We start from the raw sequence: 20,496 nt of genomic DNA, 5'->3' as shown, positions 1-20,496 counted from the left end.
CGCCATGACCAACTACGCCGCCTACTTCACCGGTGCCGCCGACGTCCCCGCCGACGGCGCCGCACCTGCCCGCTACCGCCTGCTGATCGTCGACGACGAGCCGGGCATCCTCAAGTCGCTGACCCGCACCTTCCGCGCCGAGGCCTACGAGGTGGTCACCGCCGGCAGCGGCGCCGAGGCGCTGGCGAAACTGCGCGAGTCGCCGGCGCAGGTGATCATCAGCGACTACATGATGCCCGGCATCAACGGCGCCGAACTGCTGAAGCAGGTCAAGGCGCTGTACCCGGACACCATCCGCATCATGCTCACCGGCCACGCCGACACCGGCGCGGTGATGGGCGCGATCAACGAAGGCGCGGTGTACAAGTTCATCCTCAAGCCGTGGAACGACGACGACCTGCGCGTCACCGTCTCGCTCGCGCTCGAGCAGTACGACCTGGTGCAGAAGAACCGGCTGCTCAGCCAGGACAACACGCGCAAGGCGAAGGAGATCAGCGCGCTGTCGCGCCTCGCCGTGTCGAACCGCAGCCAGCTGGGGATCATGCTGCACAAGAAGAACCTGCTGACCAGCGCGCAGCTGCAGGAGCTGACGCGGCTGCAGGGCATCCACAAGGAGCCGCTGATCAAGCTGCTGCTCGACCGCGGCTGGGTGCCGGAGAAGTCGCTGCGCAAGATCCTGCGCGAGGACCTGCTGGTCGAGGAGGTCGCGCTCGCCGAGTTCCGGGTCGACGCCGCGGTCGCCGAGCTGATCCCGCGCACCTTCTGCGACAAGCAGCTGGTGGTGCCGCTGAAGCTGGAGGGGCGGCGCCTGCTGCTGGCGGTGGCCGATCCGATGGACGCCGGCCTGATCGACGACGTGCGCTTCACCGCCGGCCTCGACCTGAAGGTGGTGATGGCCGATGCGGCGGCGATCCGCGCCAAGATCGACGAGGTCTACGGCGAGGGCGAGACGGCCGACTTCCGCGACCTGGCGACCGTGGTCGGCAGCGCCGATCCCTACGAGGGGATCGAGATCGTCATCGACGACGACGAGAACGTGCCGATCGACGAGTTGCTGGCGGCGACCAACGAACCGCCGGCGATCCGCCTGGCCAACGCGATCATCCTCGAGGCGATGCGCCTCGGCGCCTCCGACATCCACCTGCAGCCGCGCACCAAGAACGTCGTCGTCCGCCTGCGCATCGACGGCGTGCTGCACGACAAGATCCAGATCCCGCACGCGCTGCACGGGCCGCTGGTGTCGCGGCTGAAGATCATGGCCGAGCTCGACATCTCCGAGCGGCGGCGGCCGCAGGACGGGCGGCTGACGGTCAAGTCGCCGCTGCGCGTGGTCGACCTGCGCATCTCGACCCTGCCGACGATCAACGGCGAGAAGGTGGTGATGCGCATCCTCGACCGCAACTCGGCGGTGTTGAGCCTCGCCGGGCTGGGCTTCGGCGAAGCGGGGCTGGCCAAGGTGCGGGTGATGGTCGACAAGCCGCAGGGCCTGCTGCTCGCGACCGGCCCGACCGGCAGCGGCAAGACGACGACGCTGTATTCGCTGCTGCAGGCGAACGCCTCGCCGGGCAAGAACTACATCACGATCGAGGACCCGGTCGAGTACTACCTCGACAGTGCCGGCCAGGTGCTGGTCAAGGAGAAGATCGGGCTGACCTTCCCGGTGGTGCTGCGCTCGATCCTGCGCCAGGACCCGGACGTCGTGCTGATCGGCGAGATCCGCGACATCGAGACCGCCGAGGTCGCCTTCCATGCGGCGCTGACCGGCCACCAGGTGCTGTCGACGCTGCACACCAACTCGGCGCTGGCGACCGTCGCCCGCCTGCTCGATCTCGGCATGAAGCCGTTCATCGTCGCCAGCGCGCTCGAAGGGATCATCGCGCAGCGCCTGGTGCGCCGCCTCTGCCGCCATTGCCGCCGCGAGGCGCCGCCCGACCCGGTGCTCGCCGCCCGCCTCGGGGCGCGCTTCCGCGACGCCCCGTCGCCCGGCTTCGTCGGTGCCGGCTGCGCCGAATGCGACGGCAGCGGCTTCAAGGGGCGCCTCGGCCTGTACGAGATCCTGCTTCCCGACGAGGGCATGCGCGACCTGATCGCCCGCGGTGCGAGCATGAAGGAGCTGGCGGCGCATGCCCGCGCCGGCGGCCACGAATCGCTGTGGGACGACGCCCGGCACAAGGTGGCGAGCGGCGAGACGCCGCTCGCCGAAGTGCTGCGGGTGCTCGGTCCGGAACCGGAATGAAGGGGGAACAGAACATGGACGACGCGAACCGCCTCGACCTGCCGGATGACCCGGCCCGCCTGCGTGCGCGCATCGGCCAGCTGGAAGGCCAGCTGCTGCAGTCGGAGAAGCTGGCCGCGGTCGGCCAGCTCGCCGCCGGCGTCGCGCACGAGATCAACAACCCGGTCGGCTTCGTCGGCTCCAACCTCGGTGCGCTCGGCACCTACATCGGCCGCCTGTTCGAGCTGATCGCCGCCTACGAAGCGATGGAGCAGGCGCTGCCGGCAGTGCACCCGGCACGGCAGGAGGTCGCCCGGCTGCGCGCGACGCTCGAGGTCGACTATCTGCGCCAGGACATCCCCGACCTGCTGCGCGAATCGGTCGACGGACTCGACCGGGTCAAGCGCATCATCAGCGACCTGAAGGGCTTCTCGCGCGTCGACGACGGCCGGCACGAGGCGGTCGACCTGCACCGCGGGCTGGAGAGCACGCTCAACGTGATCTGGAGCGAACTGAAGTACAAGGCGCAGGTGGTGCGCGAGTTCGGCGAGCTGCCGCCGGTCGTCTGCATTCCCGGCCAGATCAACCAGGTGTTCATGAACCTGCTGGTCAACGCCGCGCAGGCGATCGAGACGACGGGCACGATCACGCTGCGCACCGGCACCGCCGGCGACCGGGTGTGGGTCGAGATCAGCGACACCGGCAAGGGCATCCCGGCGGATATCCGCGCCCGCATCTTCGAGCCCTTCTTCACCACCAAGCCGGTCGGCAAGGGCACCGGGCTCGGCCTGTCGATCTCGCGCGACATCGTCGAGCGCCACGGCGGCCGGCTCGAGGTGCAGAGCGCGCCCGGCGAGGGCACCACCTTCCGCATCACGCTGCCGGTCGGCGAGGCGCCTCCGGACGGGGATTGAAGTTGCGGTACGCGCGCCGATTTGCTGCCGGGGGTGCTGTCGCCGCGTTGGAGGCGCAGTGGCGGCTGTGGCAGAATACGCAGAACGAATAACCACAAAAAAATTAGGGAAATTGCCGGCGGCGTCGGACCGTCGCTCCCCGATTTCTGGCTCATCGACTTGCGGAAAGGCAAAAAAAGAATGAAGAGAGCAGAGAGCAGACAACCCCGAAGCGCCCTCTGGCTGTGCGGCCTGCTGCTGGCTGCGGCGGCCGTCTTCGGCGCGGTGCCGGCCGCGGCGGCGAACAAGCTGGACAACGCCGGCTGTCTCAGCTGTCATGACGGCAAGAAGGGGAAGATCGAGGTGCCGGGCAAGGACGGCGAGAAGCGTGCGCTGGCGCACGTCGATACGCGCAAGTTCGGCATGAGCATCCACTCCGAGATGCGCTGCGTCGCCTGCCATCAGGAAATCACCGACAGCCGGGCGCAGCACAGGAAGAACCCGCAGGCCCAGGCACCGAACTGCATCACCTGCCACGAGCAGCTGTGGGCCGACGCCAGGCGCGACAAGCTGACGCAGGAGAAGGAGCGGCTGGGGCTCGTCGTGCAGAACATCGCCGACTACCGCAAGTCCTTCCATGCGCGCCCGGACGCCGACGATCCGACGCGCGCCAAGGCCTTCTGCGAGGACTGCCACGGCAGCCACGAATTCCGCGTGCCGCCCCAGGGCAGCGAGCGGCGCACCGCGTGGCACAAGGAGATTCCGGAAACCTGCGGCGCCAAGTGTCATGAGGACCAGCTCGAGTCCTACCTCGAGTCGGTCCACGGTGAGGAACTGGTCGACAAGGGCAACGTCAAGGCGGCGGTGTGCACCGACTGCCACTCGGCGCACCGCGTCGTGAACACCTCGACCGACAACTTCAAGCTGGCCAACGTCAATACCTGCGGCGACTGTCACAAGAAACAGCTGAACAGCTACACCGACACCTATCACGGCCAGGTGAACCGCCTCGGCTACACCTACACCGCGCGCTGCGTCGATTGCCACCGCAGCCACGACGTGAAGGCGGTCGAGGATCCGAATTCGACGGTGCATCCGAAGAACCGGATGAAGACCTGCATGAAGTGCCACAGCGACAAGAAGCCGGGGATGCACGACGCGACGCCGGGCTTCGCCTCATTCGCGCCGCATGCGACCACCGACGACTTCGAGAAATATCCGCAGATGTTCATCGCGTCGAAGTTCATGGTCGCCCTGCTGATCTTCGTCTTCGCGTTCTTCTGGGCGCATTCCGGCCTCTGGTACTACCGCGAGTGGAAGGACCGCCAGGCCGGCAAGGCGCCGCCGCACATCGACACCAAGGGGCTGGTGCTCGACACGGGCAAGCATTTCCGCCGCTTCCCGCTCGGCTGGCGAATCGCCCACCTGGTCTTCGCGCTGGTGACGATGACGCTGGTGCTCACCGGCACCTCCGCGCTCTACGCCGAAAGCGCGTGGGCGCCGGTGGTGGCGAAGGCGGTCGGTGGGCCGAAGATGCTCGGCCTGATCCACCGCGTCGCCGCCTTCCTGTTCATCGGCATCTTCATGATCCACTTCGTGTACGTGATGCAGAAGCTGCTGCGCGACCGGACCTTCCGCTGGTTCGGCCCGGATTCACTGATCCCGAACTGGAAGGACTTCGCCGACTGCTGGGGCATGTTCAAGTGGTTCTTCGGCAAGGGGCCGCGGCCGCTGTTCGACCGCTGGGCCTACTACGAGAAGTTCGACTACTGGGCGGTGTTCTGGGGCGTGAACATCATCGGCTGGAGCGGGCTGATGCTGGCCTTCCCGCACGTCACCGCGCAGTTCCTGCCGGGCTGGGTGTTCAACGTCGGCACGCTGGTGCATGGCGAGGAAGCCTTCCTGGCGGCGGTGTTCCTGTTCACGGTGCATTTCTTCAACAACCACTTCCGCCCGGACAAGCTGCCGCCGCCGGACGTGGTGATGTTCACCGGCACCCAGTCGCTCGAGGAATTCCGCCACGACCACCCGGCGCACTACCAGCGCCTGGTCGACTCCGGCGAGATCACCCAGTACCTGGTCGACCCGCCGTCGCGGCAATTCCATGGCGGCTCGGTGGCCCTCGGTCTGGCGCTGATCGCGGTCGGCCTGGTGCTGCTGCTGCTGGTCGGGGTCGGGTTCTTCACGACCTGAGCGACGCGCGAAGCGCACAGCGAAGAAGTCCCCTTGGGGGCGACCTGACCGGCCGCCCCGGCACGCAAAAGGGTCTGCCGCGGCAGACCCTTTTTTTTTCACCCGGAGGGCGAGGTGGGCGCCGTCTGCCGGCCGGCGTTGCCGCCGGCCGCAGCGGACGGCGGTTAAACGCCCAGCCCCCAGCGCAGGCCGAGCAGCACGCCCATGCCGGCGACGAAGGGCAGCCACGGGTTGCGCCACAGGCTGGCGGCGGCGACCGCGGCGCCGGCCGCCGCCAGCTTCGGATTGAGCGGGGCCAGTTCGCCGGCAACGAGCAGCACGTCGGGAACGACGATCGCGGCGAGCGCCGCCGCCGGCGCGTAGCGCAGCGCGCGCTGCAGCACGGAGGGCAGCGCGACGCGGCTGCCGAGGACGATGAAGCTGGCGCGCGGCAGCGTCGTCGCCAGCCCGATCAGGATGAAGACCAGCCACAGCGTGGCGTCGTCGAAGGCGTGCGCGTTCATGCGGCCTCCGGCTTCTTCGGCCAGTGGTCGGCGGCGAAACCGGCGGCGATGCCGACGAAGATGCCGGCAAAGAGCCCCAGCTTCAGCGGCAGCGCGTGCAGCAGCACGGCGGTGCCGCCGCCGGCCGCGGCGGCGACCAGCATCGGCCGCATCTTGGCCATCGGCAAGAGCAGGATCATCAGTGCGATCGTCGCCATGAACTCGAGCGACCAGGTCTTCGGGATCGAGCCGGCGGCGAGCACGCCGACCAGCGCGAAGCCCTGCCACAGCAGCCAGCTCCACAGCGACGGCGCCAGGTAGTAGCCGAGCCGCCAGTCACGGTCCTCGGTCTCCAGCATCCGGGTCATGCAGGTGGCGAAGACGCCGTCGGTGAGCAGGTGGCCGCACAGCCAGCGCGGAGCGGCGCCGAGGCCGCGGAATCCCTGCGCGATGGCGGCGCTGAAGATCACGAAGCGCAGGTTCAGCGCCAGCGCGGTGGCGACGATCAGCCACACCGGCGCGCCGGCGGCGATCAGCGGCAGCGTGCCGAGTTGCGCGGTACCGGCGAAGACGATGACGTTCATGCCCATCGCCTGCAGCGGCGTGAAGCCGGTGCCGACCATCGACATGCCGGTGACCAGCGCCCACGGGATCAGGCCGACCGAGAGCGGCAGGAAGGTGCGGAAGCCCTCGCGCGCGCCGGCGCGGAAACTGGGCGAATAGAAGGTGTGCATACGAATTCTGGGGCGCGGCTTGTGGCCGCAGCCGGTTTCGGGTTTCCGGATGGGAAACGGAAAATACCATGCGCCGGCGGACGCGGTGCGCGTGCCGGATGGCGGAAAAGGCAGCGGCGCCTCGCGGCGCCGCTGCGGCCGGGGAGGCGACGCTCAGGCGCGCCCCGCGAGCACTTCCTCGCGATGCGCTGTGCGCATCGCTCAGGCGAGCGCCTTCAGCGCCGCGTCGTAGTTCGGTTCCTGCTTGATCTCCGGCACCAGTTCGGCGTGCAGGACCTTGTCGTTCTCGTCGAGGACGACCACCGCACGCGCGGTGACGCCGGTGAGCGGACCGCCGGCGAAGGCGACGCCGTAGTCGCGCATGAATTCGCGGCCGCGCATCGTCGACAGCGTGACCACGTTGTCCAGCCCCTCGGCACCGCAGAAGCGCGCCTGCGCGAACGGCAGGTCGGCCGAGATGCAGAGGACGACGGTGTTGGCCAGCGCGGTCGCGCTCTGGTTGAACTTGCGCACCGAGGTCGCGCAGGTCGGCGTGTCGATGCTCGGGAAGATGTTGAGCACCTTGCGCTTGCCGGCGAACTTGGCGAGGGTGACGTCGGCCAGGTCCTTGCCGACGAGGGAGAAGGCCGGCGCCTGCTGGCCGGGTTGCGGGAAGTTGCCTTCCACCGGGACGGGGTTGCCGCCGAGGGTAACGCTGCGGGTCATCGTAGGATCCTTTTCTTGTGGTGTGGGTGAGCGATCGTCCCCGATCGGGACCGTGGTTGGGCAGTGTCGCGCGGAAAAAGTTCGCCCGCTTCCGCTTTGCCCGGCCAGCGCCGACAATGGCGGCTTTGCCGCTCTGCCGCCGCCCGATGTTTTCCGCTCCCGTCCGCTACGTCGAACCCGTCTTCCGCCCGCCGAGCGAGGCACAGTCGCTGATCCTGCCGGTCACCGACGGCTGCTCGTGGAACCGGTGCACGTTCTGCGAGATGTACACCGCGCCGCAGAAGGCCTTCCGCGCGCGCGACGAGGACGAGGTGATGGCGACGATCCGCCGCTGCGGCGAGCGCTTCGGCGGCGACGTGAAGCGCGTCTTCCTCGCCGACGGCGACGCGACCGTGTTGCCGACGCGGCGCCTGCTCGCCGTGCTGGCGGCGATCCGCGAGCAGCTGCCGGGCGTGCGCCGCATTGCCAGCTACTGCCTGCCGCGCAACCTGAAGAAGAAGTCGCAGGAGGAAGTGAACGCGCTCGCCGCCGCCGGCCTGTCGCTGGTCTATGTCGGTGCCGAGTCCGGCGACGACGCGGTGCTGGCGGCGGTAAACAAGGGCGAGACCTTCGACTCGACGCGCGACGCGCTCGACAAGCTCGCCGCGGCCGGCATCACCCGCTCGCTGATGATCCTCAACGGCCTCGGCGGGCAGGCGCTGTCCGCGCAGCACGCCGACAATTCGGCGCGGCTGGTCAACGCGACGCAGCCGGAATACCTGTCGACGCTGGTGGTCAGCTTCCCGCTGGGCGAGGCGCGCTTCCGCGCCGGCTTCCCCGGCTGGCAGCCGCTCGACCGGCACGGGCTGTTCGTCGAGCTGGAACGCTTCATCGCCGGGCTGGAACTGAAGCGGACGGTGTTCCGCAGCGACCATGCGTCGAACTGGCTGGCGCTGAAGGGCACGCTCGGCGCCGACAAGGCGCGGCTGCTCGGCGAGCTGCGTCAGGCGATCGCGCACCCGGAGACGGCGCCGCTGCGCCCGGACTGGGCGCGCGGGCTGTAGTTCAGGCCTCCGCGAAGGTGCTCAGGCGCACCCCGGGAGTACTTCTTCGCAAGTGCTGGCGCACTTGCTCAGGCGCACCCCAAGAGTACTTCTTCGCAAGTGCTGACGCACTTGCTCAGGCGAGCGCCTTGCCGACGATCTCGGCGACGTCCGGCGACAGGCCTTCGCTGGCGGCGACCGTTTCCAGCGCCCGCCGCATCGACGCCTGCAGCGCCGGCGTGAAGCTGCGCCAGCGCTCCAGCGCGCGCGCCATGCGCGCCGCCACCTGCGGGTTGATCGCGTTCAGCGCGACGATCTGCTCGGCCCAGAAGGCGTGGCCGTCGGGCGAATGGAACTCGCCCGGGTTGGCGCGGAAATAGCCGCCGAGCAGCGCATAGACCTTGTTCGGGTTGGTCGCGGCGAAGGCCGGGTGGGCGAGCAGCTGGCGCACGCGGGCGAGCGTCGGCGCCGCCGCCGGGTCCCAGCGCCAGGCGCCGGCCTGCAGCGCGAACCACTTGTCGAGCACCAGCGTGTCGGTCGCGTAATGCGCGTGGAACGCGGCGAGCGCGCTGTCGCGCTGCGGCGCCGCGCTGTGCACCAGCGCGCCGAGCGCGCCGAGGCGCTCGCTCATGTTGCCGGCCTGCGCGAACTGCCGTTCGGCGGCGGCGAAGCCGGCCAGCTCGCCGGCGGCGCACAGGTAGCGCAGGCACAGGTTGCCGAGCGCACGCAGCCCGACGTCGCGCGGGTGGTAGCGGTAGTCGCCGGCGACCCGGCAGTCCAGGTGGCGGTCCAGCCAGTCGGCGGCGAAGCGCTTGCCGAGGTCGCGCAGCAGGTGCATCAGCGCCGTGCGCAGCGCCGCCGGGTCGGCTGGCGTCATCCGTTCGAGCAGGTAGCTCTCGCCCGGCAGCGCCAGCGCCTGCGCGTGGAAGGCGGGGTCCAGCGCGTCGTCGGCGAGCAGCGCGCCGAAGGCGGCGACGAAGGCTTCCGGCGTCGCCAGCGGGCGGCCGGCGGCGGCGTCGGCGGCGAGGCCGAGGACGGTGCGCTCCATGAAGCGCTGCGCCGCGTCCCAGCGGTTGAACGGGTCGCCGTCGTGCGCCATGCGGAAGGCGAGCGTCGCGTCGTCCTCGTCGAGGTCGGCGATCACCGGCGCCGAGAAGCCGCGCAAGAGCGACAGCACCGGGCGTTCGGCGACGCCGGTGAAGGTCCAGGTCTGCTCGGCGGCGTCGAGCTCGAGCAGGCGGGTGCCGGGCGCCGTCGCGCCGGCCAGCGTCAGCGGCAGGTCGCGGCCGTCGGCGCCGAGCAGGCCGACGGCGACCGGGATCAGCAGCGCCTCGTCGGCGGCGCCGGCGGAGCGCTGCGCCAGCGTCAGCGTGTAGGTCTGCGCCGCCGCGTCGTAGCGGCCGCTCGCCGACAGCCGCGGCGTGCCCGGGCGCGAATACCAGCGCAGGAACTGCGTCAGGTCGCGGCCGTTGGCGTCGGCCATCGCCGCGACGAAGTCGTCGCAGGTCACCGCCTGTCCGTCGTGGCGCGCGAAGTAGAGGTCCATCCCCTTGCGGAAGCCGTCGCGGCCGAGCAGGGTCTGCAGCATGCGGATGACCTCGGCGCCCTTTTCGTACACCGTCGCCGTGTAGAAGTTGTTGATCTCCTGGTAGCTGTCCGGGCGGATCGGGTGCGCCATCGGGCCTGCATCTTCCGGGAACTGCGCGGCGCGCAGCACGCGCACGTCGTCGATGCGCTTCACCGCGCGCGCGCTGTCGCCGCCTTCGGCGGCGAGCATGTCGGCGGTGAATTCCTGGTCGCGGAAGACGGTCAGGCCTTCCTTCAGCGTCAGCTGGAACCAGTCGCGGCAGGTGACGCGGTTGCCGGTCCAGTTGTGGAAATACTCGTGCGCGACGACCGCCTCGATGCTCTCGTAGTCGACGTCGGTCGCGGTGTCGGGGGTGGCCAGCAGCAGCTTCGAGTTGAAGATGTTGAGCCCCTTGTTTTCCATCGCCCCCATGTTGAAGTCGGAGACGGCGACGATCATGAAGCGCTCGAGGTCGAGCTCCAGCCCGAAGCGCTCCTCGTCCCAGCGGATCGCGCGCACCAGCGACTCCATCGCGTGCCCGGTGCGCTCGAGCGCGGCGGTTTCGGTCCAGATCTGCAGCAGCACCTCGCGGCCGGACATCGTCGTGATCCGGCGCTCGTTCACGGCGAGGTCGGCGGCGACCAGCGCGAACAGGTACGAGGGCTTCGGGAACGGGTCCTGCCAGCGCGCGAAGTGGCGGCCGTCGGCGAGCTCGCCGTGGCCGACCAGGTTGCCGTTGGAGAGCAGCACCGGGTAGCTCGCCTTGTCCGCCTCCAGCGTCACCGTGTAGCGGGCCATCGCGTCGGGGCGGTCGGGGAACCAGGTGATGCGGCGGAAGCCTTCCGCCTCGCACTGCGTGAAGAAACCGCCGCGCGAGGTGTACAGGCCGGACAGCGCGGTGTTCTTCGCCGGCGCGATGCGGGTGACGATGTCGGCGGTCGCCGTGTCGCCGTCGAGGTCGACCTCGATTCGCGTGTCGGTGATGCGCGCGGCGGCGGGCGTCCGGCCGTCGATCTGCAGCGAGACCAGTTCCAGTTCGTCGCCGAGCAGCACCAGCGGCCCGGCCGGCGCCCGCGGGTTGCGTTTCAGCGTCAGCCGGCTGCGCACCAGCGTCGCCGCCGGGTCGAGCGCGAAGTGGAGGTCGACGTCGGTGACGGTCCAGGCCAGCGGCTGGTAGTCGGCGCGACGGATGGTCTGCGGCGTGTCGGTGCGCATGGGGTGTCTCTTCGCGGAAACGGGGTTACAGGGTGTGCGGGACGAGCACCAGTGCCCAGACGGCAGCGGCCAGCGCCAGCGTCAGCAGCACGGCGGCGCTGCCGATGTCCTTGGCGCGCTTGGAGAGGTCGTGATGCTCGTCCGACACCCGGTCGACCACCGCTTCGACGGCGGAGTTCAGCAGTTCGACGACGAGCACGAGCAGGATGCTGCCGACCAGCAGCGCCTTCTCGATGCCGCCCTGGCCGAGCCACAGGCCGAGCGGGATGGTCGCGGCGGCGAGCATCACCTCCTCGCGGAACGCGGCCTCGTGCTTCCAGGCCGCGGCGAGGCCGTCGCGCGAGTAGCCGAGCGCGTTGATCAGGCGGCGCAGACCCTGCTTGCCCTTGAACTGTTCGATGGCGCTCATGCCTTGGCCTTCTGTTTCTTCAGCAGCGGCTTCAGGAAGTGCCCGGTGTGGCTCTCGGCGACCTTGACCACCGCCTCCGGCGTGCCGGCGGCGATGATGCGGCCGCCGCCGCCGCCGCCCTCGGGGCCGAGGTCGACCAGCCAGTCGGCGGTCTTGATCACGTCGAGGTTGTGCTCGATCACCACCACGGTGTTGCCGTGGTCGGCCAGCCGGTGCAGCACCGACAGCAGCAGCTCGATGTCCTGGAAGTGCAGGCCGGTGGTCGGCTCGTCGAGGATGTACAGCGTGCGGCCGGTGTCACGCTTGGAGAGCTCCAGCGCCAGCTTCACGCGCTGCGCCTCGCCGCCGGAGAGCGTCGTCGCGCTCTGGCCGAGCGTGATGTAGGAGAGGCCGACGTCGACCAGCGTCTGCAATTTACGCGCGACGACCGGCACCGCGTCGAAGAACTCGCGCGCCTGCTCGACCGTCATCTGCAGGATGTCGTGGATGTTCTTCCCTTTGTACTGGATCTCCAGCGTCTCGCGGTTGTAGCGCTTGCCGTGGCAGACGTCGCACGGGACGTAGATGTCCGGCAGGAAGTGCATCTCGACCTTGATCACGCCGTCGCCCTGGCAGGCTTCGCAGCGGCCGCCCTTGACGTTGAACGAGAAGCGCCCCGGGCCGTAGCCGCGCGTGCGCGATTCCGGTACGCCGGAGAACAGCTCGCGGATCGGCGTCAAGAGGCCGGTGTAGGTGGCCGGGTTGGAGCGCGGCGTGCGGCCGATCGGGCTCTGGTCGACGTTGATCACCTTGTCGAAGTGGTCGAGGCCGACGATCTCGTCGTGCGCCGCCGGCTCGGTGGTCGAGCCGTAGAGGTGCTTGGCGGCGGCGGCGTAGAGCGTGTCGTTGATCAGCGTCGACTTGCCCGAGCCGGAGACGCCGGTGATGCAGGTGAACAGGCCGACCGGCAGCTCCAGCGAGACTTCCTTCAGGTTGTTGCCGGCGGCGCCGATGACCTGCAGCGTCTTCTTCCGGTCCGGCTTGCGGCGCGCCTCCGGCACGGCGATCTTGCGCCGGCCGGCGAGGTAGTCGCCGGTCATCGACGCCGGGTTGTTCTCGACCTGCTGCGGCGTGCCTTGGGCGACGATCGCGCCACCATGGACGCCGGCGCCGGGGCCGATGTCGACGACGTAGTCGGCGCTGCGGATCGCGTCCTCGTCGTGCTCGACGACGATCACCGTGTTGCCGATGTCGCGCAGCTGGGCCAGCGTCTTCAGCAGGCGGTCGTTGTCGCGCTGGTGCAGGCCGATCGACGGCTCGTCGAGCACATACATGACGCCGGTCAGCCCGGAGCCGATCTGCGAGGCCAGCCGGATGCGCTGCGCCTCGCCGCCCGACAGCGTCTCCGCCGAGCGGTCGAGCGACAGGTAGTCGAGGCCGACGTTGATCAGGAACTGCAGGCGGCTGGTGATCTCCTTGAGGATCTTCTCGGCGACCTGCGCCTTGTGCCCGGTCATCGTCAGCTTCAGGAAGAAGTCGCGCGCCTCGCCGAGCGGCATGCGGCTGATCTGGTGCAGCGTCGCGCCGCCGATGCGCACATGGCGCGCCTCCAGGCGCAGCCGGGTGCCTTCGCAGCTCGGACAGGTCGAGTCGCTGATGAACTTGGACAGTTCCTCGCGCACGGCGACCGAGTCGGTTTCCTTGTAGCGCCGTTCGAGGTTGTGCACGATGCCCTCGAAGCTGTGCTCGCGGATCGTCGGCCGGCCGCGCTCGTTGAGGTAGGCGAAGGGGATCGTCTGCCGGCCGGAGCCGAACAGCACCAGCTGCTGGATCTCGTCGGGCAGCTCGTTCCACGGCGTGTCGATGTCGAACTTGAAGTGCGCGGCGAGCGAGCCGAGCAGCTGGAAGTAGAACTGGTTGCGCCGGTCCCAGCCGCGGATCGCGCCGGCGGCGAGCGACAGGTCGGGGTGGGCGACGACGCGCTTCGGGTCGAAGAACTGGATGACGCCGAGGCCGTCGCACTTCGGGCAGGCGCCCATCGGGTTGTTGAACGAAAAGAGCCGCGGCTCCAGCTCCTGCAGCGCGTACGCGCAGACCGGGCAGGCGAACTTGGCCGAGAACAGGTGCTCGACGTTGGAGTCCATCTCGAGCGCGATGGCGCGGCCCTCGGCGTGCCGGAGCGCGGTCTCGAACGACTCGGCCAGCCGCTGGCGCATGTCCTCGCGCACCTTCAGCCGATCCACCACCACGTCGATGCTGTGCTTCTGCGACTTGGCGAGCTTCGGCAGGGCGTCGATCTCGTAGATTTTTCCATCGACGCGCAGGCGGACGAAGCCCTGCGCGCGCAGCTCGGCGAACAGGTCGAGCTGCTCGCCCTTGCGGTTGGCGACGACCGGCGCCAGGATCATCAGCTTGCTGTCCTCGGGCAGCGCCAGCACGTGGTCGACCATCTGCGATACGGTCTGCGCTTCCAGCGCCAGGTTGTGTTCCGGGCAGAACGGCGTGCCGGCGCGGGCGAACAGCAGGCGCAGGTAGTCGTGGATCTCGGTGACGGTGCCGACGGTCGAGCGCGGGTTGTGGCTGGTCGCCTTCTGTTCGATCGAGATCGCCGGGGAGAGGCCCTCGATCAAATCCACGTCCGGCTTCTCCATCAGCTGCAGGAACTGGCGGGCGTAGGCCGACAGCGACTCGACGTAGCGCCGCTGGCCCTCGGCGTAGAGCGTGTCGAAGGCGAGCGAGGACTTGCCGGAACCGGACAGGCCGGTGATGACGATCAGTTTGTCGCGCGGCAGGTCGAGGCTGATGTTCTTGAGGTTGTGGGTGCGCGCGCCGCGGATGCGGATTTCTTCCATCGGAGGGGTCGGGGAGGTTAAAGCAAACCTGCTAATATACGCCCCTTCCCAGCATGAACCAATCTCGCCAGACTCCCATGTTTTCCCCTTCGGCCGACCCGATGACGCGCGACGAAAAGCGCGCCGGCGCCAGCCTCGCCGCCATTTTTGCGCTGCGCATGCTCGGCCTGTTCCTGATCCTGCCGGTGTTCGCCGTGCACGCCCAGGGCATCCCGGGCGGCGACGACCTGACGCTGGTCGGCCTCGCCATCGGCGCCTACGGCCTGACGCAGTCGCTCTTGCAGATCGCCTTCGGCGCCGCCTCCGACAAGTTCGGCCGCAAGCGGGTGATCATCCTCGGTCTCGTCATCTTCGCGCTCGGCAGCTTCGTCGCCGCCTTCGCGCCCGACATCTGGTGGGTGATCGCCGGCCGCGTGCTGCAGGGCGCCGGCGCCATTTCGGCCGCGGTCACCGCGCTCGCCGCCGACCTCACGCGCGAGCAGCACCGGACCAAGGTGATGGCCATGATCGGCTCGTCGATCGGCCTCGTCTTCGCGCTGTCGCTGGTGCTGGCGCCGGTGCTCTACCGCGCGATCGGCATGGGCGGGCTGTTCGGCATGACCGGCGCGCTGGCGCTGGCGGCGATCCTGCTCGTGCTCTACGTCGTGCCCGAGCCGCCGCCGCCCGAGCACCACGCGGACGGGCCGGTCCCGTTCGCCCGCGTCGCCTTCGACCCGGAACTGCTGCGGCTGAATTTCGGCATCTTCACGCTGCACCTGGCGCAGATGGCGATGTTCGTGGTCATCCCGTTGGCGCTGGTCAAGGCCGGCGGCCTGCCGCTGCCGGAGCACTGGAAGGTCTACCTGCCGGCGCTGCTGCTCTCCTTCGTGCTGATGATCCCGGCGATCGTCGCCGCCGAGCGCAGGAACAAGACCAAGGCGGTGTTCAACGGCGCCATCCTGGTCGTCCTCGCCACCCAGGCCGGCTTCGCGCTGTTCGGCGACGGCGTCTGGTCGCTGGCCTTCTTCCTGTTCCTCTTCTTCGTCGGCTTCAACATCCTCGAGGCCTCGCTGCCGTCGATGATCTCGCGCATCGCGCCGGCGCAGGCGAAGGGGCTGGCGCTCGGCATATATAATACGACGCAGGCGCTGGGGCTCGCCGCCGGCGGCGCGCTCGGCGGTTTCCTCGCGCAGCGCTTCGGCGCCGACGCGGTCTATGCCGCCTGCGGCCTGCTGACGCTGGTCTGGCTGGGCCTCGGCCTGACCATGGCGCCGCTGCCGGTACGCGCGAAGAAGCAACCCGCCCCGCTACCCGATTAAACGCAACCCCTCTGGAGGGAGACAGACAAATGGCTTCGGTCAACAAAGTGATCCTCGTCGGCAACCTCGGCGCCGACCCCGAAACCCGCTACCTGCCGAGCGGCGACCCGGTGACCAACATCCGCCTGGCGACGACCGAAACCTGGAAGGACAAGCAGAGCGGCGAGCGCAAGGAGGCCACCGAATGGCACCGCGTCGTGCTCTTCCGCCGCCTCGCCGAGATCGCCGGCCAGTACCTGAAGAAGGGCTCGCAGGTCTATATCGAGGGCCGCATCCGCACCCGCAAGTGGCAGGACAAGGACGGCCAGGAGCGCTACACGACCGAGATCGAGGCGGAAGAGATGAAGATGCTCGGTGGCCGCCAGGGCCAGGGCGAGCCGTCCTCGTACGGCGGCGGCGAGGCGCCGGCCCCGTCCTACGGCGGCGCCAAGCCGAGCGCGGCGAAGAAGCCGAGCTTCGACGACATGGACGACGACATCCCGTTCTGATCGCCGTATCCGCTGGCACTGTGTGCAGAAAAGCCCCGCATTGCGGGGCTTTTGTATTTCTTTCTGACGTTTCGTCAGGAGATGCTGGCGATTTGTTCAGCCGGCCCGTCGGTGGCCAGTTGAATCGCGCCGGCAACGGAGGGACAATCCGCGCTTTTCGTCTTCCCGCGGCGCCCGCCGGAGTCTCGGGAAGTTCATGATTTCCAAGAAAGAACAGCCCATGAAAGCCTCCCGCACCCTGCTCGCCGCCGCCCTCGTGTCCACGCTGCTGATCGCCGCCTGCGGCAAGAGGGAGGAGGCGCCAGCCGCTGCCGCACCGGCGCCGGCCGCGCCGACGAAGATCGTCGTCGGCCTCGACGACAACTTTCCGCCGATGGGGTTCCGCGACGAGAAGGGCGTGCTGGTCGGCTTCGACATCGACCTTGCCCGCGAGGCGGCGAAGCGCCTCGGTGCCGACGTCGAGTTCAAGCCGATCGACTGGAATGCGAAGGAGGCCGAGCTCTCCGGCAAGCGCGTCGACGTGCTGTGGAACGGCCTGACCATCACCGAGCCGCGCAAGGAGAAGATCGCCTTCACCGCGCCCTACCTGGAGAACCGCCAGATCGTCGTCGTCGCGGCCAGTTCGCCGATCAAGAGCAAGGCCGACCTGGCCGGCAAGGTCGTCGGCGTGCAGGAAGGCAGCAGCGCCGTCGAGGCCATCGAGAAGGACGCCGCCGGCAAGTCGCTCAAGCAGCTGAAGAAGTTCGGCGACAACGTCACCGCGCTGATGGACCTCGCCGCCGGCCGCCTCGACGCACTGGTCGTCGACGAAGTGGTCGGCCGCTACTACACCGCGAAGAAGCCGGGCGAGTATGCCGTGCTCGACGAGCACTTCGGCACCGAGGAGTATGGCGTCGGCGTGCGCAAGGACGACGCGGCGCTGCTCGGCAAGCTGCAGCAGGCGATGGACGGGATGAAGAAGGACGGTGCCGCCGCGCGCATCTCGACGCAGTGGTTCGGCAAGGACATCGTCAAGTAAGCGTCAACTGAGCCGCCCGCCGGCCGCCGTCGGCGGCGGGCCGGTCGCCCGCCGCTGGGCGGATCTTCCATGGACTACCTCCTCAACATCCTCGGCCCGCTGCTCGAGGGCACCGCCGTCACGCTGCAGGTCTTCGTTGCGACGCTGCTGCTGTCGCTGCCGCTCGGGTTGGCGCTGGCGCTGGTCCGCGTCTCGCGCTTCCGCACGGCGAGCGTCGCCGTCAGCGGCTACATCTGGCTGATGCGCGGCACGCCGCTGATGCTGCAGATGCTGTTCATCTACTTCGCGCTGCCCTTCGTTCCCGTCGTCGGCATCCGCCTGCCCGACTTCCCGGCGGCGATCGTCGCCTTCGTGCTCAACTACGCGGCCTACTTCGCCGAGATCTTCCGCGCCGGCATCCAGTCGGTCGGCCGCGGCCAGTACGAGGCCGGCCAGGTGCTCGGCATGAGCCGCGCGCAGACGATGCGCCGGATCGTGCTGCCGCAGATGGTCAAGCGCATCCTGCCGCCGATGAGCAACGAGACGATCACGCTGGTCAAGGACACCTCGCTGATCTACGTGCTGGCGATGAACGACCTGCTGCGCGCCGCGCGCGGCATCGTCCAGCGCGACTTCACGACGATGCCCTTCGTCGTCGCCGCCGCCTTCTACCTGGTCATGACGCTGCTGCTGACCTGGGGCTTCCTGCGTCTCGAGAGGAAATATGCCGTCTACGACGAGTGAGCCGATGATCGTCGCCCGCGACCTGCGCAAGCGCTTCGGCGAGCACGAGGTGCTGCGCGGCGTGTCGCTGACGGTCGGCAAGGGCGAGGTGGTGGCGGTGATCGGCCCGTCCGGCTCGGGCAAGAGCACGCTGTTGCGCTGCCTCAACCACCTCGAGGCGATCGATCGCGGCGAGGTCGTCATCGCGGGCGAGACGCTGGCCGCCACCGACCAGTCCGGCCATTGCCGCTACGCTCCGGAGGCCGAGTCGCGCCGCATCTGCCGCAGGATGGGCATGGTCTTCCAGCACTTCAACCTGTTCCCGCATCTGACCGTGCTGCACAACCTGATCGAGGCGCCGATGACGGTGAAGGGCCTGACGCGCGATGCGATCGTGCCGGTCGCCGAGGAGCTGCTGCGGAAGGTCGGCCTGTTCGAGAAGCGCGACAGCTACCCGTCGCGCCTGTCCGGCGGGCAGAAGCAGCGCGTCGCGATCGCCCGCGCGCTGGCGATGGCGCCGGACATCATGCTCTTCGACGAGCCGACCTCGGCGCTCGACCCGGAGCTCACCGGCGAGGTGCTGCGCAGCATGCGCCAGCTGGCCGAGGAGCACATGACGATGCTCGTCGTCACGCACGAGATGGCGTTTGCCCGCGACGTGTCGACGCGGGTGGTGTTCATGGACGGCGGCGAAGTCGTCGAGGCCGGCGACCCCGCCGCGCTGTTCGGCAACCCCGCGCACCCGCGCACGCGCGCCTTCCTGCAGCGCCTGCGCGCCGGCTGAGCGAACGCCCGCACCCGCGCCGCAAAGCAGAACGGCCTCCGCGGAGGCCGTCTGCCGTTTGTGGAAGGCTCATTTGTCCTTCGGCCAGCGGTCGTGGCCGACGTACTCCTCCCAGCTGATGAAGCCGTCCTTGTTGCTGTCGCGCTTGTCGAAGTTCTCGGCGAGGTAGGGGCTGGCCTTGGCCGCCTCGTCCTTCGACAGCTTGCCGTCCTTGTCGGCGTCGGCGGCGTCGAACTTGGCGACCGCCTGCTCCTTGGCGAGGCGGGCCATGTCGCCCTTGCGCCCTTCCTGGTCGAGCTTGGGGATGACCGACTGCGCCTGGGCTGCCGTGGCGCAAAACAGCGTGGCGAGGATCGAGGCGGCGACGATGGCGGTGGGCTGCTTCATGGGGAACTCCGGCGGCGGTTCGCGTAGACGCCACTGTACCAAGAGCCGGCGGTGCTGGCACGGCGTCGCCGACGGCGCTTGCCCGGGCGCCGGCGCGCAGGCATCATGGCGCCTACAAAACAAGAAACAACCGACAACAAAACTAGGGAGAGGCGCCACTTTCCGGAGGTGCTTCATGAAGTTCGCTCGTCTTGCCGCGCTGGCCTGCCTGGCCGCCGGTGTTTCGTTTCCCGTCCTCGCCGCCGATTACATCGACAACGCCAAGGACTACGTCGACAAGGCCGATTGGAAGGCGATGACCACGGTCACCGTCGAGATGTCGGAACACCATTACCAGCCCGAGGATATCCGCTTCCAGGCGGGCAAGGCCTACAAGGTGCAGCTGAAGAACGTCGGCGAGAAGGACCACTACTTCACCTCGCCGGAGTTCAACCGCGCCGTCGCCTGGCGCAAGATCATGGTCAACGGCCAGATGGAGGCCAAGGCGCCGTACTTCACCGCCTTCGAGGTGCTGAAGAAGGGCGGTCAGCTCGACCTCTACTTCGTTCCGGTCAAGGCCGGCAGCTATCCGGTCTATTGCACGATCGACGACCATCGCGAGAAGGGCATGGAAGGCCAGCTGATCATCGAATGATGGCGAAGCTTCCGCATTTTTCCGCGCTGGCCGCGGTGCTGGCAGCCGCGCCGGCCGTCGCCGCCCCGCCGCAGGCGGTGCCGGTGGCGGTGCTGGCGAAGGCGCCGGCGGTCGACGGCAACCTCGACGACTGGGGGCGCGACGGCTGGGTCAAGGTGCCGGTGAAGCCGGCGGTGGCGGCCAACGAGCGCGCCAAGTATGGCCTCGACGGCGAGGACCGCAACCACACCGGCGCGATCACCGTCGAGCTCAAGGCTGGCGTTGCCGGTGGCCGCCTGTTCGTCGCCGCGCGCTGGCCGGACGATGCAGCCGACACCGCCTACCGCGGCTGGGAATGGTCCGGCAGCCGCTACGTCGAGGGCAAGGCGCGCGACGACATGTTCGCGCTGCGCTGGCACCTCGACGGCGACTTCGACCGCAGCATGCTGTCCGGCAACGGCTACCGCGTCGACGTCTGGCTGTGGTCGGCCGGCCGCTCGAACGCGCTCGGGCTGGCCGAGGACATGGTGCACGAGATCTCGACGCGCAGCATCGACAACGCCGCCGAGTACGCGGTGCAGGGCGTCGGCACCGTCTACATCAAGAAGCACCGCGATGCCGGCGACCCGCTGTACAAGGCGGTGCGGCCGCCGAAGACGCAGGGCGCCGAGCGCATCGAATCGGTCGAACTGAACGCGAAGGCCGCCGGCAGCAGCGCCGACGTGCAGGCCAAGGGCGGCTGGAAGGGCGGCTTCTGGCAGCTCGAACTGGCGCGCAAGCTCGACACCGGCAACGCCGACGACCGCGCCTTCGCGGCCGGCGGCAAGGTCACCGGCCAGATCGCCGTCTTCAACCGCGCCGGCGACGAGCACAAGAGCGTTTCCGAGCCGCTGCTCTTCGACTTTTCCGCGCTGCGCTGAGGCGCTCCGCGGCGCCGCCG

At 69.0% G+C, this 20,496-nt stretch carries 18 protein-coding genes; 11 read left to right on the top strand and 7 right to left on the bottom strand.

Translation table 11 applies throughout. From position 1 onward, the window contains the following. Nucleotides 1-4: 4 nt before the first annotated feature. The 3 genes from IWH25_RS18915 (at nucleotide 5) to IWH25_RS18905 (ending at nucleotide 5,301) form a co-directional block, all read left to right on the top strand. The gene (locus IWH25_RS18915; RefSeq protein ID WP_203387307.1) at nucleotides 5-2,236 is read left to right on the top strand and encodes an ATPase, T2SS/T4P/T4SS family; all 2,232 of its coding nucleotides are present in this window, start codon (nucleotides 5-7) and stop codon (nucleotides 2,234-2,236) included. A gap of 14 nt (nucleotides 2,237-2,250) precedes the next feature. Then, nucleotides 2,251-3,129, top strand: a complete 879-nt coding sequence (locus IWH25_RS18910; protein WP_238998959.1) for an ATP-binding protein — start codon at nucleotides 2,251-2,253, stop codon at nucleotides 3,127-3,129. A 180-nt stretch (nucleotides 3,130-3,309) separates the two neighbouring features. Beyond that, nucleotides 3,310-5,301 carry a cytochrome C gene (locus tag IWH25_RS18905; protein WP_203387305.1) on the top strand — a complete coding sequence of 664 codons (1,992 nt, stop codon included), beginning with the start codon at nucleotides 3,310-3,312 and terminating at the stop codon, nucleotides 5,299-5,301. Nucleotides 5,302-5,465: 164 nt separating this feature from the next. Here the strand turns inward: IWH25_RS18905 and IWH25_RS18900 are convergent, their stop codons facing one another. The 3 genes from IWH25_RS18900 to tpx all read right to left on the bottom strand — a co-directional run bounded on the left by IWH25_RS18900 (nucleotide 5,466) and on the right by tpx (nucleotide 7,222). Continuing rightward, the gene (locus tag IWH25_RS18900) at nucleotides 5,466-5,804 is read right to left on the bottom strand and encodes an AzlD domain-containing protein (protein WP_203387304.1); all 339 of its coding nucleotides are present in this window, start codon (nucleotides 5,802-5,804) and stop codon (nucleotides 5,466-5,468) included. Then, nucleotides 5,801-6,517 carry an AzlC family ABC transporter permease gene (locus IWH25_RS18895; protein ID WP_203387303.1) on the bottom strand — a complete coding sequence of 239 codons (717 nt, stop codon included), beginning with the start codon at nucleotides 6,515-6,517 and terminating at the stop codon, nucleotides 5,801-5,803. The genes IWH25_RS18900 and IWH25_RS18895 overlap by 4 nt, the downstream gene beginning before the upstream one ends. Before the next feature lie 201 nt (nucleotides 6,518-6,718). Then, the gene (gene tpx, locus IWH25_RS18890) at nucleotides 6,719-7,222 is read right to left on the bottom strand and encodes a thiol peroxidase (RefSeq protein ID WP_203387302.1); all 504 of its coding nucleotides are present in this window, start codon (nucleotides 7,220-7,222) and stop codon (nucleotides 6,719-6,721) included. Nucleotides 7,223-7,368: 146 nt separating this feature from the next. Between tpx and IWH25_RS18885 the strand changes: the two genes are divergently transcribed. Then, nucleotides 7,369-8,265 carry a radical SAM protein gene (locus tag IWH25_RS18885; RefSeq protein ID WP_203387301.1) on the top strand — a complete coding sequence of 299 codons (897 nt, stop codon included), beginning with the start codon at nucleotides 7,369-7,371 and terminating at the stop codon, nucleotides 8,263-8,265. Nucleotides 8,266-8,380: 115 nt separating this feature from the next. On the opposite strand, the gene pepN is transcribed toward IWH25_RS18885, so the two are convergent. The 3 genes from pepN to uvrA are packed head-to-tail and all read right to left on the bottom strand — an operon-like array spanning nucleotide 8,381 to nucleotide 14,266. Beyond that, entirely contained in the window at nucleotides 8,381-11,026 is a 2,646-nt protein-coding gene (gene pepN, locus IWH25_RS18880; RefSeq protein ID WP_203387300.1) for an aminopeptidase N, read from the bottom strand. A gap of 25 nt (nucleotides 11,027-11,051) precedes the next feature. Next, nucleotides 11,052-11,435, bottom strand: coding sequence for a diacylglycerol kinase (locus IWH25_RS18875; RefSeq protein WP_203387299.1), 384 nt, complete (start codon nucleotides 11,433-11,435; stop codon nucleotides 11,052-11,054). After that, nucleotides 11,432-14,266: an excinuclease ABC subunit UvrA gene (gene uvrA / locus IWH25_RS18870; protein WP_203387298.1), complete on the bottom strand. Its 2,835-nt coding sequence runs from the start codon at nucleotides 14,264-14,266 to the stop codon at nucleotides 11,432-11,434. The genes IWH25_RS18875 and uvrA overlap by 4 nt, the downstream gene beginning before the upstream one ends. 77 nt (nucleotides 14,267-14,343) lie before the next feature. Between uvrA and IWH25_RS18865 the strand changes: the two genes are divergently transcribed. The 5 genes from IWH25_RS18865 (at nucleotide 14,344) to IWH25_RS18845 (ending at nucleotide 18,556) form a co-directional block, all read left to right on the top strand. Beyond that, nucleotides 14,344-15,564: an MFS transporter gene (locus tag IWH25_RS18865; RefSeq protein ID WP_238998958.1), complete on the top strand. Its 1,221-nt coding sequence runs from the start codon at nucleotides 14,344-14,346 to the stop codon at nucleotides 15,562-15,564. A gap of 29 nt (nucleotides 15,565-15,593) precedes the next feature. After that, nucleotides 15,594-16,052 carry a single-stranded DNA-binding protein gene (gene ssb / locus IWH25_RS18860; protein ID WP_203387297.1) on the top strand — a complete coding sequence of 153 codons (459 nt, stop codon included), beginning with the start codon at nucleotides 15,594-15,596 and terminating at the stop codon, nucleotides 16,050-16,052. A 220-nt stretch (nucleotides 16,053-16,272) separates the two neighbouring features. Beyond that, on the top strand, nucleotides 16,273-17,070 hold the full coding sequence (locus IWH25_RS18855; RefSeq protein WP_203387296.1) for an amino acid ABC transporter substrate-binding protein: 798 nt from the start codon (nucleotides 16,273-16,275) through the stop codon (nucleotides 17,068-17,070). 69 nt (nucleotides 17,071-17,139) lie between these two features. Continuing rightward, nucleotides 17,140-17,793, top strand: coding sequence for an amino acid ABC transporter permease (locus IWH25_RS18850; RefSeq protein WP_203387295.1), 654 nt, complete (start codon nucleotides 17,140-17,142; stop codon nucleotides 17,791-17,793). 4 nt (nucleotides 17,794-17,797) lie between these two features. Further along, nucleotides 17,798-18,556: an amino acid ABC transporter ATP-binding protein gene (locus IWH25_RS18845; RefSeq protein ID WP_203387294.1), complete on the top strand. Its 759-nt coding sequence runs from the start codon at nucleotides 17,798-17,800 to the stop codon at nucleotides 18,554-18,556. Between the two features lie 69 nt (nucleotides 18,557-18,625). On the opposite strand, the gene IWH25_RS18840 is transcribed toward IWH25_RS18845, so the two are convergent. Then, the gene (locus IWH25_RS18840; RefSeq protein WP_203387293.1) at nucleotides 18,626-18,943 is read right to left on the bottom strand and encodes a CREC-EF hand family protein; all 318 of its coding nucleotides are present in this window, start codon (nucleotides 18,941-18,943) and stop codon (nucleotides 18,626-18,628) included. A 175-nt stretch (nucleotides 18,944-19,118) separates the two neighbouring features. Between IWH25_RS18840 and IWH25_RS18835 the strand changes: the two genes are divergently transcribed. Further along, a complete protein-coding gene (locus IWH25_RS18835) occupies nucleotides 19,119-19,577 on the top strand; it encodes a cupredoxin domain-containing protein (RefSeq protein ID WP_203387292.1) in 459 nt (152 codons plus the stop codon). Further along, the gene (locus IWH25_RS18830) at nucleotides 19,574-20,476 is read left to right on the top strand and encodes an ethylbenzene dehydrogenase-related protein (protein WP_238998957.1); all 903 of its coding nucleotides are present in this window, start codon (nucleotides 19,574-19,576) and stop codon (nucleotides 20,474-20,476) included. Before IWH25_RS18835 ends, IWH25_RS18830 begins: the two co-directional genes overlap by 4 nt. Nucleotides 20,477-20,496 lie beyond the last annotated feature (20 nt).

The sequence above is a fragment of the Azospira restricta genome (assembly GCF_016858125.1).
Taxonomy (GTDB): domain Bacteria; phylum Pseudomonadota; class Gammaproteobacteria; order Burkholderiales; family Rhodocyclaceae; genus Proximibacter; species Proximibacter restrictus.
The sequence above is the reverse complement of the archived record's forward strand: the minus strand, read 5'-3'. Positions and strand labels throughout refer to the sequence as shown.

Bases quoted from the DNA above. Each gene is read 5' to 3' on its own strand.
- IWH25_RS18875 (WP_203387299.1), bottom strand. From the start codon at position 11,435: ATGAGCGCCATCGAACAGTTCAAGGGCAAGCAGGGTCTGCGCCGCCTG.
- IWH25_RS18840 (WP_203387293.1), bottom strand. From the start codon at position 18,943: ATGAAGCAGCCCACCGCCATCGTCGCCGCCTCGATCCTCGCCACGCTG.
- IWH25_RS18885 (WP_203387301.1), top strand. From the start codon at position 7,369: ATGTTTTCCGCTCCCGTCCGCTACGTCGAACCCGTCTTCCGCCCGCCG.
- IWH25_RS18895 (WP_203387303.1), bottom strand. From the start codon at position 6,517: ATGCACACCTTCTATTCGCCCAGTTTCCGCGCCGGCGCGCGCGAGGGC.
- IWH25_RS18845 (WP_203387294.1), top strand. From the start codon at position 17,798: ATGATCGTCGCCCGCGACCTGCGCAAGCGCTTCGGCGAGCACGAGGTG.
- IWH25_RS18905 (WP_203387305.1), top strand. From the start codon at position 3,310: ATGAAGAGAGCAGAGAGCAGACAACCCCGAAGCGCCCTCTGGCTGTGC.
- IWH25_RS18910 (WP_238998959.1), top strand. From the start codon at position 2,251: ATGGACGACGCGAACCGCCTCGACCTGCCGGATGACCCGGCCCGCCTG.
- IWH25_RS18855 (WP_203387296.1), top strand. From the start codon at position 16,273: ATGAAAGCCTCCCGCACCCTGCTCGCCGCCGCCCTCGTGTCCACGCTG.
- IWH25_RS18850 (WP_203387295.1), top strand. From the start codon at position 17,140: ATGGACTACCTCCTCAACATCCTCGGCCCGCTGCTCGAGGGCACCGCC.
- IWH25_RS18900 (WP_203387304.1), bottom strand. From the start codon at position 5,804: ATGAACGCGCACGCCTTCGACGACGCCACGCTGTGGCTGGTCTTCATC.
- IWH25_RS18865 (WP_238998958.1), top strand. From the start codon at position 14,344: ATGTTTTCCCCTTCGGCCGACCCGATGACGCGCGACGAAAAGCGCGCC.
- IWH25_RS18915 (WP_203387307.1), top strand. From the start codon at position 5: ATGACCAACTACGCCGCCTACTTCACCGGTGCCGCCGACGTCCCCGCC.
- tpx (WP_203387302.1), bottom strand. From the start codon at position 7,222: ATGACCCGCAGCGTTACCCTCGGCGGCAACCCCGTCCCGGTGGAAGGC.
- ssb (WP_203387297.1), top strand. From the start codon at position 15,594: ATGGCTTCGGTCAACAAAGTGATCCTCGTCGGCAACCTCGGCGCCGAC.
- pepN (WP_203387300.1), bottom strand. From the start codon at position 11,026: ATGCGCACCGACACGCCGCAGACCATCCGTCGCGCCGACTACCAGCCG.
- IWH25_RS18835 (WP_203387292.1), top strand. From the start codon at position 19,119: ATGAAGTTCGCTCGTCTTGCCGCGCTGGCCTGCCTGGCCGCCGGTGTT.
- IWH25_RS18830 (WP_238998957.1), top strand. From the start codon at position 19,574: ATGATGGCGAAGCTTCCGCATTTTTCCGCGCTGGCCGCGGTGCTGGCA.
- uvrA (WP_203387298.1), bottom strand. From the start codon at position 14,266: ATGGAAGAAATCCGCATCCGCGGCGCGCGCACCCACAACCTCAAGAAC.